9 protein-coding genes are annotated in these 12,620 nt (G+C 45.4%); 2 read left to right on the top strand and 7 right to left on the bottom strand.

Annotated elements, in window-relative coordinates; all coding sequences use genetic code 11:
* Window positions 1-957: a LysR family transcriptional regulator gene (locus tag H735_RS16215; RefSeq protein ID WP_020197263.1), complete on the top strand. Its 957-nt coding sequence runs from the start codon at window positions 1-3 to the stop codon at window positions 955-957.
* Window positions 958-1,111: 154 nt separating this feature from the next.
* Entirely contained in the window at window positions 1,112-1,906 is a 795-nt protein-coding gene (locus tag H735_RS16210; protein ID WP_020197262.1) for a glycine betaine ABC transporter substrate-binding protein, read from the top strand.
* Between the two features lie 77 nt (window positions 1,907-1,983).
* On the opposite strand, the gene H735_RS16205 is transcribed toward H735_RS16210, so the two are convergent.
* The 7 genes from H735_RS16205 to H735_RS16175 form a co-directional block, all read right to left on the bottom strand.
* The gene (locus tag H735_RS16205) at window positions 1,984-2,376 is read right to left on the bottom strand and encodes a nuclear transport factor 2 family protein (RefSeq protein WP_005443841.1); all 393 of its coding nucleotides are present in this window, start codon (window positions 2,374-2,376) and stop codon (window positions 1,984-1,986) included.
* A gap of 143 nt (window positions 2,377-2,519) precedes the next feature.
* A complete protein-coding gene (locus tag H735_RS16200; RefSeq protein ID WP_020197261.1) occupies window positions 2,520-4,046 on the bottom strand; it encodes a M28 family metallopeptidase in 1,527 nt (508 codons plus the stop codon).
* Window positions 4,047-4,117: 71 nt separating this feature from the next.
* A complete protein-coding gene (locus H735_RS16195) occupies window positions 4,118-6,460 on the bottom strand; it encodes a M4 family metallopeptidase (RefSeq protein ID WP_020197260.1) in 2,343 nt (780 codons plus the stop codon).
* Between the two features lie 832 nt (window positions 6,461-7,292).
* Window positions 7,293-8,024, bottom strand: a complete 732-nt coding sequence (locus tag H735_RS16190; RefSeq protein WP_020197259.1) for a DUF3726 domain-containing protein — start codon at window positions 8,022-8,024, stop codon at window positions 7,293-7,295.
* A complete protein-coding gene (locus H735_RS16185; RefSeq protein ID WP_020197258.1) occupies window positions 8,021-9,760 on the bottom strand; it encodes a hypothetical protein in 1,740 nt (579 codons plus the stop codon). The genes H735_RS16190 and H735_RS16185 overlap by 4 nt, the downstream gene beginning before the upstream one ends.
* Before the next feature lie 112 nt (window positions 9,761-9,872).
* On the bottom strand, window positions 9,873-11,441 hold the full coding sequence (locus H735_RS16180; protein WP_373364762.1) for a BCCT family transporter: 1,569 nt from the start codon (window positions 11,439-11,441) through the stop codon (window positions 9,873-9,875).
* A gap of 150 nt (window positions 11,442-11,591) precedes the next feature.
* A complete protein-coding gene (locus H735_RS16175; protein ID WP_020197256.1) occupies window positions 11,592-12,578 on the bottom strand; it encodes a membrane dipeptidase in 987 nt (328 codons plus the stop codon).
* Between the last annotated feature and the right edge of the window lie 42 nt (window positions 12,579-12,620).

The raw sequence follows: 12,620 nt of genomic DNA, 5'->3' as shown, positions 1-12,620 counted from the left end.
ATGCTCAACGAAAAATTGTTTATTCATAAAGACTTAAACTTATTGCTGTTGTTGATTACGCTCCACGAAGAGCAAAGTACAGCAAGAACCGCAGAGCGTTTGTTCGTCACCCAATCGGCCGTGAGTAAAGGATTGAAGAAGCTTCGTGAGCAGCTTAATGACCCATTGTTTGTTCGTACGAGAGAAGGCTTTATACCAACAGAGAAATGCGATGAATTGGTCTCACGAGTCACCCCGTTGCTGCTTGAGCTAGAGAGCATTTATGCTGATTCCAACCAAGTATCAACGCAGGCGTATTCGGGTGAAATCAGCATCGCGATAAGCTCAGCAATGTACTATGCCCTTGCCGATGACGTGTATTTGCAACTAAAACAGGACTTTCCTAATGCCACGGTTCGATTGGTCAATTGGTCGGAATCCACGGAACAACAATTACTCAACACCAAAATTCAGGTTGGCATCAATTATTATCCGATAGATGTTTCTAAGGACTTAGTTCACCAGTCTGTTTTGCCTGCCGACTTTCGTTTGATAGCCCGAAAGTCTCACCCTCTTTGCGATAACTCTGTCACTCTGGAAGAAATCTCCCAGTATCCACTCGTGGTATCCATCATTCCTAACTTCACGGCCAAGAACAGTAAAATTGAGCACACGCTTCGTAAGTTCAAACTTAGCTCGAACATTATTCTGCGCAGCGACAACGCCAACCTCTGCCTGACAACGCTCAAGCATTCCGATGCCTTAATGCCCGTTAATCATTTGTTTGCCCAAAAAGCATCGACAGAACACACGACGATCAACACCAAATTCGATATGAACAGCTATCTTCCATCCATGAAGATTGGTCTTTTTTACTCAAATCAATTTGCTGCGAGCCAGTTGGGGAAATTGATTCAAGCTTCGTTAGTGAATGCGCTAAACGCAGCACAATCGAATAAACACCAAGTCAATTCCTGAGCTGTCAGCGCTTTCCCTATGTGTCATTATCAAATCATTTTTGACAGTGACTCAAAGACAGCGCTGTTTATCCCTCTTCACCGTAAGCCTACTATTTCCGTCACAAAGCAGTGCATGACTCCCCTTCGCACTGCTCCATAATAAGGATTTCAGTATGACTGGTACTCACGCGTCAAAAACGATAAAACTTGGTGTCACTAACCTCTCTTTCCACCGCGTTACCGCATCGCTTGTTAGCCACGTGCTCAATGATATGGGCTTTGAGGTTGCGCGCGTTTACTCTCCGCATGAAGAGAACTTTTCAAAACTCAAATCCGCTGAAATCGATATGCTTTCTTCGGCTTGGTTACCATCAAGTCACGGCATTTACAAAGCATCGGTAGAGGAAGTACAACCCTTGCTAGAACTGGGCTTACACTACGAGCCATACGCGCTTTGGGGTGTGCCAGATTACGTGCCTGAAGAACTGGTATCAGAAGTAAGCGACCTGACAAAACCAGAAGTCGTGACGAAGATGAAATCTGATATTCAAGGCATCAACCCTGGAGCGGGCATTACGCGCTTTTCGATTAAGATGATGGACGAATACTCGCTGACCGAAGCGGGTTACCGTTTCCATACGGGGACGGAAGAAGATTGCTTTATTGCATTTGAGAAGGCGGTAGAGAACAAACAGTGGGTTGTCGTGCCACTTTGGAAGCCTCAATTTCTTCACTATAAGTACGCAATTCGAGAAATCGCAGAACCAAAAGGATTGCTGGGTATTGTCGATAAAGCCGTTTTGCTATTGCGCCAAGAAAAATCAGATAAGTTTACTCAAGATGAGTTGAATAGATTGGACGCGCTACGTTTCTCAAACGACATCATTGCGGAATTGGATTACAAAATCAGTCGTGAAGGACGAGAGTTAGACACGGTGACACGTGAGTGGTTAGACAACCAGCGCTAACAAGCTTTACGCGGTTTATAGTGCTTTGCCTTGCTTACATTGTCACATTACTAAATTGCATGGCAAAGCACGTTAAGTTAGTACATGGTGTTCCCGTTTGCTGACTCTTTCGGGATTTCTTGCAAGGCATCCCAATGCTCGACAATCTTGCCGTTTAAATCAAAGCGGAAGAAATCCATCGTTACGTATTCCACGTCATCAGGCCACGTTTGGTGCGTATGCAGCGCCACTAAATTGCCCTCTGCGACGGCTCGAACAAACGTAATGTCTTTCTCTGGGTACTCTTCCTGCATTCGCTCGAAGTAAGCGATAAAAGGATCAGGGCCATTACCCACTAATGGGTTGTGCTGAATATACTCGTCCCCGACATAAAGCTCGACCGCTTTTCTTGGGTTTCCTCGATATGCCATCTCATAGAAAGCAATAGCATTGCGTTTGTTTTCTTCAATATCGATTTGCAAGGTGCTCATGGGTTTCTCCTATTCAACTCGCGATCGTCTACAAAGCGTAGTCGAGAATCAAAGCGCGGAGCGTATCCTTCATAGCGAATTCACAAAAACGCCGCACTGTGTCATGCGGCATTTAAGAGTTTTATGAGAAGTGCTCTTTACGATCAGTTGGTCGTTTTTTCAAATCTCGCAACAAGGCTGGTTTGGTCGAAATTACGATAACCTCGCACCATAATGCTGAACGTTCCTGCCGGTTTATTTAGAACACATTGTTCATTGCTCCCATTTTGGAATGGACGACAATCAAAGTTGCTGACTGACACTTGATCGTTGTATTTCACAAAGAGATCCGCATCGCCACTTCTTGGCCCAGACAAGGAAATGGTCACCTTACCCTCCTCTTGAGTTTCAAAACTAAAGAACTGTTCCTCTCCATAGCCTGCTCGTAAATTCTCAACGGGCTCACCATCTTGTAAGGGGGTCACGCCAGTCGTGCTGTCCATGCTTGATTCAATCAAATAGGCGATAGCAAGCTTGGCAAAGTTACTGGCATGCGAGGCGGTCGGGTCTGAATTTTCCAACGTATCAAATTGGGTATGAATATTCGGGTTGTAGTCTTCAAACAAACTTTCGAATGGCATGGCCGCCGGATAGCCAGCATTGTGCCAAGAGGCATGGTCAGAACATGCATAGCCACAGCGATCAAACTGGTAGGTGACTTCAGGCGTGTACACATCAATCAATTCCGACAAAAATGCCGTCAGGTTACTGTCCGTATAATCGGTGATGAAAGTAATATCATGCGCAGAACCGCTGTAGTTAGTCATGTCTAATTGCAAAACGGATAACACGTTGGCTTTTTCGTCTTTCAGCATTTCAACAATGTCTTGCGAGCCTCTCAGCCCAACTTCTTCTGCGGCATAGCCATAGAATTTGATGGTTCTGTCTGGTTGGATACCGCTGGCAATCATTAAGCGAAGTGACTCAGTCACCGTTGCAATACCAGAAGCATCGTCATCTGCGCCCGGAGAGATGGTTCCCTCTTCTGTCCATGCGCCAGCTGTAGAGTCGAGATGCCCACCCACGACAACAATTTCTTCGGGATATTTCGCACCCAACAACGTCACTTCGACGGATTTTTGGGGGTATCCGCGATGGGAAATTTGTTCCGCAGAAGCATAAGAAACACCTTCAATTTCTTGGCTCCAACGCGCCAGCAACCAATCAGAGGCTTCAACACCCGTAACGGTGGTATAAAAACGATTGGTAAATGACGTCATGCCTTCTATGGTCTTCACCAAGTTCGTCGGCTCTACTTGATTGATGAGAGCTTCAACCGTGTCATGGTGGCTGATCACCGGTTTGGTAAACGTCTTCAATGTGGTTGGCATGGTTGCGGCTTTCAATGCACTGGCTTTGTCTGGATGCACCATATAACCACCACAGCGATGCTTTTCATGATGCATGTGACTGGATAGCGTCGCTAACTGATCTGGCGATATTTTCGCGACCACGGCGGGACGAGCACCAAAGAAATCAGAATAAACCGTGGCTCCGTGTTTGGTAATCAGATCCAACGCATCCGCATCGGTGGTGATCCAAACTTGTTCTTGCTCGGTCAATTCATTGGCTACAACACTGCTGCTCAACGTACTGCTCAACAATGCCAATGCTAAAAGACTCTTTTTCATGTTGGTATTTTCCTTTACTAACCTTACTGACGAAAAAAGGGCTCCGTCTGGAGCCCTTTGCTATTGTGTTGTTATTTGTTTGGTTTGATGAATCGGTAACGCTTGGTTTCAGAACATACGTTGCCCGAAGTACACACTTGGTATTCCACGTCGATAGTGCCGTTGTGTTCAAACTGGTCGACATAAGACTTAAAGTCTGTTGCACCAACGTTCTTACCGTTACGTTTAACAATGAAGTAATCGTTGGTGTCGTACTTCCAAGACAACTTCACGCGAGCCTTACCATTCGGGAACTTGTTACCGAAGTTGAGTTTCAGCGGGAACGCCTCTGCTTGGCCTTCTTCAATCGTCACCGTTTGTGTGGTTGATGTCGCACTGCCTGCATCGTCCGTTACGGTTAACGTCACCGCATAATCACCTGCTGCGGCATAAGTGTGCGTCACCATTTCGCCAGTTTGCGAACTGCCATCACCTAGGTTCCATTGGTAAGAAACAATGCTGCCGTCGCTATCGCTACTGGTGCTGTGAAGTGTCACAGTCTTACCAGATACAGACTGATCAAACGCGGCGACTGGAGGAAGGTTTGCACTGCTATCGTCGTACGTTGCCGTTAGTTCTGCGTTGTCATATTCAGCGTAACCAAATACGTTCACCGTGTAGCGACCTTGCTCTGGGTTCTCAATCACACACACTTCATCGCTAACGGACAAGCTAGAACAAATATTTTCAGTTGAAGAAGGCGCGTAATCGAAGCCTACGTAAATATCTGGGTCACCATTTGGCACGGTAAGATTGATTGTAAGCTGCGGTTGGCCTTCTGGGACTTCGATATCAAAATAGGTTTTCGACCCAGTAGCGCCATTTACTGTGACTGATTGGCCGTTTTCAAGACGCTGATATTCTGGCTCTGGCGGCAGCGGTGGCTCTGCACATGGCTCGACACCGACAACAGCAAAAGCATCCACAACCGCAGATGCGTCATACCCTAGGTCGTTTGCTGCGTTCTTCACACCACATGCGCCTTGCCAAAAATCACTGTCTTGTGACCAGTAAATTTGGTTCGCGAGCACAAATAATTCAAACGCCTTTTTGGTATCCCAACCGGATGTCGTTGCTAAGTGATAGAAAGCTTTGTTGAAAACACCCGAGCTGTAATGCACATTCAAGCCGTCATAGTAGTCTTGCGCATGGTTGATAGACGAACCATCTCGTGAAGGATCATCCATATAACGCAATGCCCCTTCCTCTTTGAAGATGTCTTTGCCAACCATCCAGTCATTCTCACCTTTCATGTAGAACTCTGCGGCTTCACCTGCAATATCCGAGAAAGCTTCGTTCATACCACCTGATTGGTTTGCGTACACTAGCCCCGAGTTTTGCTCAGTAAAGCCGTGGCTCACTTCGTGGGCTGAAACATCCAGACTAACCAATGGGTAGAAATAACTCTCACCGTCACCAAACGTCATCGCTTGGCCATCCCAGAAGGCGTTTTCATAACCCGTGCCGTAGTGAACACGCATCATCAATTTGAAAGTGAGCGGCGCAGTATCGAACCAATTTTTGTACATGTCGAATACGATATTGCCAAAGTAATGAGCATCGTTCAGTGGAGAGTAAGCACCATTAATTTCTTGGAATTCATTGCGAGGACACTCGTAGCTGTATGGTGTAGAACCTTCAGTGGCACCATTTAGGTTAACCGTGATGACGTTCTCCGACTCCATCACACAATTGTTGCCATCTTCTTGTACGTCGAGATAATGGTAGTCAGTACCATACTCATACATGCCTGTTTTTTCGTTGCCGCCAGGGCCCGTACCGATTTGCGCATGAGCAATCCCTTCCCAACGGTCGATAACTTCACCACTGTGCGCATCTAACATGGTAAATGGGCGAGAAGGTTGAAGGCTGTTTGCTAGCAGATAAGAAACCACGTAAACCAATCGTGTTTGTTTGCCATCTTGATAAATGAATAACTCATCTTCGACATTTCTTAGAAACTTACCTGCGATGCCTTTATTCTCAAGGTTCTTTGACGCAACCTTTAGCGCTTCTGCTCGGTTCAACTTAGGTTTTACAAAGCTTCGATCTAAGTCATTTACACGCAAATAATTGCCTTGCAAGGCTTTTAAAGCGCCGCCTTTAAAGCTTTGGGTTGCGTTCAGTGAATGTCCCCAAACAGGAATACCCCAAACATTTTGCTGAATCTTTACCTTATAAACACCGCGGTTTTTAAGGTGAATGCTCTTAACCTGTTTAAAGCTCGATGCATTATTAACACCCAATTGTGAATTAAGCCCAGAGAAGTTGGTAAAGTTGACTGGCTTATTCAATGTCACTGATTCACCGGCATGAACTGACATCGTCATGACACCTGCAACAGCGATAGCTATCAGACGTTTTTTGATTTTCATTTATCTATCTCCTTGATGTGTTCGCGTCGAATCTATCAGAAAAAAACACACCGGAGTCGATAATTAAGATCAATAAAATAGTTGTGATACATCAATTAAATAAATCCATGAAACTGGTAAAAATGAAAATTACAATTTTATTTCAATGGCTTTTTTTAGGAAAGAAGATCTCATTTATAAAATCAAGAAATACTATTTTTATCACTAGATATTTTTGTTTAAAAATATTGTTTATTTTATCTAATTATAAACAAACAATACTACTACGACTAAATGATTAGATGAATACAATGAGGAGTAGCCTTAGGCTGGACGGGGAATTTAGCACAATTAACTTTATGATTTCAAATATAACAATCAAAATTCAAATATTGCATTTGAACTTAGAATGAATGCCATCCCAATTGAATAAACGCCTATAAAGCAAGAGTTTTAACAGCACTGGAGCCTATTTAATTGAAAGGATCAAGTAATACTATAGTTTATACCGCCCACCAAATTCCACATTAAAATAAAGGGTATTTTCCAAGAACAACAGCAAACAGAATATAAAGGCATTAATTATGAATAGATAAATTACAAATGAGATGATAATAAACAACGTTTTAAACAATAGGTAACAGAAAAAATTTGGCGAGACCAATAATAACAACGCTCATATTTATTGGTTAGAACAAAAACAAATAAATCCAATGTAATAATAATGAATCAAAAACGTTATATTTAATATTATAAACGAGGTTAAAGACACATAAACCAGAGAGCAAGGTTAGGACAATAAAAAAGGCTACCCTTGGGCAGCCTCACACTTTAATTCGTTAATGCATCAATATCAGGCTAATTCGCCAGCACCTTGTACCGAGCGTTCACTGTTCTCGACAAGGAAAACCGTGGCAGTTTGTTTAAGCGCGTTCCACTCTGCGTCCTCAACAAAGATGCCCTCTTCCCATGATGTTTTCTGCGCACGGCTCAGCTCTTCACCATCAATATGAATTGCGTAACCTTGAGAGCTCGCTTCGATATCAAAATCCGTTACGGCAAGCTCTATCGTCATACTGTGATAGTCGGTACTGTTATCTTCAATCTGGTCAGAAAAGAATACCTCTGGTGCAATCCGCCCACGGTTTAACACATACAAAGTTCGCTTTGGACTAGTGCCATTAACCCACTGAGCACGGCATGCAATGCCTTTGGCAGAGAGCCTAACTAGCTCACTAAATGCTAACCAGCGATTGTGGCATTGTTTCAGTGTGATGGTAACGCTCTTGCTGCTGACCATTTTCTCAAGCGCAAAATCCAACACCGCAGGTAAATGACAGGCGATACTGCCATTGTGTAACTCAACTTCGATATGAGAGTCCGTGTTACTCGTAATGCTGACCGCGCAATCTGAATCTAAGTTGAGAAACAGGCTGGCGTTGTTGAAGTGACGCACGCCGTGCAAACCCACCATTTGCAGATCCGCAACCATATTGGCAATCACATCAGCTTCACCGCAATGACGGCGCATACCAAGAAAAGCTTTGTTTACTGCTGCTACCAGCTCGTTATGCGAGACGATCATGATGCAAAACCTCCACTGATTTTTTGATTGTCGCTTTGCGCGATTTCTTCACGCTCTGGCATAGTTGGGAAAATCCACGTATCGCTGAAACGCGGGTCCTGAATCTCATCAAGCAGCGGTGCGCCTTGAAAGAAGGTCACACGCACCCATCGGTCTGAACGTGGATCGAACTTGGTCGCCCCAAAGATAGCCAACTTACAACGCAGTAGATGCATAGGCAGTGCGTCTTCACGTAGCACGTTCATCTGGATATCACCCATTTCTCGGTTGCCGAGCGTCCATACACGACGAGTGATTGCACGATACTGCGGATGCTGCAGTAAGAACTCCGCCAACGATGTTTCTGGCTGGCACGTTTGCAGCGCATGGTAGAGGCGGTTCACTTGTCGCCCTATATCGAGTGGCAACTCACGTTCTTCACCGATTTCTTCTCCACGAACGCCTAGCCTTGGTTCTTCTTTGTCTTGCGAGCGATACCAGAACCAATAGTTGTTCTCTGGTAACGTGTAGTCAGCATCGATTGACCATCGGTACTTACTCTCTAGTATTTGCAAAACATCTTGAACGCTTTTTCCGCCTGGAATAGAGAGTGATTCGTCGGTGTTCATTTGGTTTTCAAATTCATCAACCAAAGACGGGTAAAGCTCGATCAAACATGAAGTTAGGATTTCTTGGGCTTCCAAACTCATTGTTGTGGTTTGTTTGATCAAGCTTGCCCAATTCGAATGCTCTGCCATCAAAGCATTTAAGTTGATTTGTAGCGCTTGGAGATCAGCAATGGCTTGATGGTTAAGCTGATCTTGATGTTCATTGATTGTTATCACTTGCTCTAAGTGTCGCTGTGCTTTTTTAAGCAGAGCTTTTAATGGTTGCTCCAGCTCGGTAGGTTCACATGGCATAGCAATCACGTTGGCAATCGCACGCTCACGTGATGTCATCCATTGGTCGACGATGCATGGATGATTGATTAAATATGGCGCCATACCCAAGCCAGTTGCATTCCCCACACCAAGATAGCGCTGCAAACCTTTGTGAAGTGCAATGGCGTTATCTCCGCCCTTTTGCGCAGCAAGGTAATGAACCCAATCTAAGCTGAATTCACGTAGCATATAAACGGCACACATCTGTGCACTAAATGACTGGTTGAAATCAGGGTTGTTCTCTAGCAGTTTAAAATCGGCAATGCCAAATTTACCGTTACCATAAACGGCGGTGGTTCTTAGGATATACCCCACTTCTGCCAGCTCTGAAGGCTCTGGCTGCTCACCTTTAGAAAGCGAATTTACAATGTGCTCAAACACACGAACGCTCTTATTCGCACGAGCAAGAACAAGCACGTTGTTTGGATTGCGCCCCGCTTCTTGCAAAGGTACATTGGCTCGAAGTTGCTCTAACAGTTCAACATTAACCTCGCCTTTGACCAACGCAAAGGTTACGTCCCATTTCTCAGCAATGACTCGGTCGTTACGCTCTTCATCAGCAATTTCATCGCAAAACACAACCAAGTGATAAACGTGTTCCGGCGTCGCTAATTTGTAAATCACATGACCAAAACCGCATGGACACAATTGCCACTCATGTTTGCTCACTTGCCATTCCTGACTCGCCATTTTTCGGATCAAGCTTCGCACAAAGCTGATTCGATTTTGGTGCATAGCCCCTAGCCTGTCTGGCGCCATCACAATTGCAGCGTTGCGAAGTTTTGTTTCAGTGTAAGTAGAACGATGTGCATCCATTTTGCTCACCACTTATTTTTTATTGTAAGAATAAGGGCTTGTGAGGGTGTGGGGAGGATTCACCCACACAAGCGCCACGTTATTGGGTTTGATCTTTTTGTTATAACCGTTGTTATAGCCCTTGCTCTTTTGCCATCTTCATAGCGATCTGCGGAGCATTCCAAAGTGACGGTAACAGTATTAATGACACTGGAACGGCTGTAATCACGATGAAGGATTGCAGGGCTGATATACCGCCAGAGCCAAGTGAGATGAGAATCAACGCCGTGATACCCATAGCCACGCCCCAGAAGGTACGAATAATCGCATTTGGTTCTGTCTCACCACTGATCACAACACTGATGGTGTACGTCATTGAGTCACCGGTGGTTACGATGAAGATGGTGGTCAAAATCAAGAACAAGATGGAAACCAACATTGGCATCGGCAGTTGTTGAGTCACTGCGAGTAACGCGCCCGGTAAGTTGAAGCCTTCAAATGCCGCGCTCACACTGCCCGGATTGGCAATTTCAAACGCTAGGCCAGAGCCACCAACAATGGTGAACCAAAAACACGTGGTAAGCGGAGCAACAATGCTGATCGTCGAGATGATTTGACGAATACTGCGACCGCGAGAGATACGTGCAATGAAGATTGCCATCATCGGTCCGTAGCCCAAGAACCAGCCCCAGAAGAATACTGTCCACCAGCTCAGCCAACCTTCATCACCACGGTAGGTTGCCATTGGGATGAAATTATCCAACATGCTGCCCACGCCTTGAATGTAACCATTGAAGATAAAGTCTGTCGGGCCAAATAGAAGGATGTAAGCCATCAATACCAGCGCAAGAATCACGTTGTAGCGACTTAGCATTTGCATGCCGCGGTTTAAGCCACTCAAAGCAGATACGGTGTACAACACAATCGCAAATAAGATGATGATCAACTGTGTGGTAAAGCCATCTGGGATATCAAACAGTGCATTTAACGCGTAGCTAACCTGTAAACCTAGGAACCCAATCGGTCCAATGGTTCCAGCCGCTACGGCGATGATGCAACATGCGTCAATCAGCGCACCCGTTTGACCTTTTAGCGCTCGCTCACCCAGCACTGGATAAAGCAAGATACGAGGTTTTAACGGCAGTCCTTTATCGTAGTGTAAATGCATGACCACGATAGACGTTAAGCTGCCAACAATAGCCCACGCGAGAAAACCCCAGTGCATAAACGACTGTGACAACGCATTAATGGCACCTTGCTGAGGATTGTCTTGCGGACCATACAAAGGTGGAGGACTCACGTAGTGCGCGATAGGCTCTGCCGCCGCCCAAAATACGCCGCCGCCAGCTAAAAGCGTACAGAAGATGATTGCCATCCAACGAAAACCATCCATTTCAGGCTTCGTTGTTCCGCCTAAAATCACCTTGCCTGTTCGCCCTGCAGCCAAGCCAAGACCAATAAGAAAAGTGAGAAGAAGCAGTATCTGCCAGTACGGACCGAAGACTTTTACTGACCACGCAAATCCCGTATTAACTAACGTTGATAGCAACTCTCCATCGTAAAGCGCGATAGCGACGAACAAGGCAATAAAGCCACCGCTATACCAAAGTGCCGGGTTACTTAACCCTAACTTATCCGGTGAATTTTCCGTTGCTGAAGTGTCGTTGTGTTTTGCTTGTTGCTTCTTTGATGACACGCTCATCGTTGAAGCTTTCATGCTATTGGTTAGATCAGACATACTCTGACTCCAGAGGTTTATTGCAGCTGCCATAACGGCTACAAAAAGTGACTTTAACACTCGCCTTGTTATTATTTTTTGAGCGAGATATTCCATGTTTATTTGGGTTACGACCTAGCTCGCCTCCAGCCCTTCTTTAAGGAAGTTAAACCAGTTCTCACCTAGGATTTTTCCTGCCTCGGATTCACTGAATCCATGACGCATTAAGCCGTTGTAAATGTTCTCCATCCCTTTACTGCCACTAAACCAAGGCAAAGCATCAGGCCACCCCGCATTACTGGCGGAGCCTTCACCATAATCCATTGCTTTGGACCAACGACCGTTGCGCATCCACTCAAGCACTTGCTGTGGTTGGTTTAAACAAAGATCACTGCCGATGCCTAAGTGATCCACACCGAACTGATCGGCAGTTTTCGCGACCATTTGGCAGAAATCTTCTAGCGTGCATTGGCTTCCGTTTGGAAGATGGAATGGGTAAAGACTAAAGCCAATCAAGCCGCCACGTTCGGTGAGCGCTTTAATGACCTTGTTCGATTTGTTGCGCAGAGCATCATGAGCAAACGTTGGGTTCGCGTGACTAATACAAATGGGACGTGAAGAAAGGTCAATCGCTTCCAACGTTGAGCGCTCTGCACTGTGGGACATATCGATGATCATCCCGACACGGTTCATCTCTTCGATGGCTTGTTTACCAAAACGCGTGACACCAGAGTCGTTCTGCTCATAGCACCCTGTCGCCAGCAAGCTTTGGTTGTTATAGGTCAGCTGCATAATCAGCAAACCTTGACGGCGCATGACTTCTATTAAGCCGATTTCATCGTCAATTGGAGAGCAATTCTGCGCACCAAAAAAGACGCCGACCTTACCCTCAGCCTTTGCTTTCTCGACGTCAACCATCGAGTAAATAGGCATAATCAGGTCTGCATTTTGTTCGAATCTCAGGTTCCATTCAGCAAAGCGAGTTAAGGTCTCGCGTGCATTTTCGTGATAAACGATCGTCGCATGCACAGCCGTAATGCCGCTCGCCTTCAGCGTTTGGAAGTATTCTCGATCCCAATTGCAGTACTGCAATCCATCAATCACAATCCGTTGTTGGTACATAACCACTCCTTAAACGTTAATGAGCCTTTAAGGGTGGGCAGC

Origin of the sequence: Vibrio owensii CAIM 1854 = LMG 25443, assembly GCF_000817815.1 — a bacterium.
Lineage (GTDB): Bacteria > Pseudomonadota > Gammaproteobacteria > Enterobacterales > Vibrionaceae > Vibrio > Vibrio owensii.
This window is presented reverse-complemented; position numbering and strand designations above follow the sequence as displayed.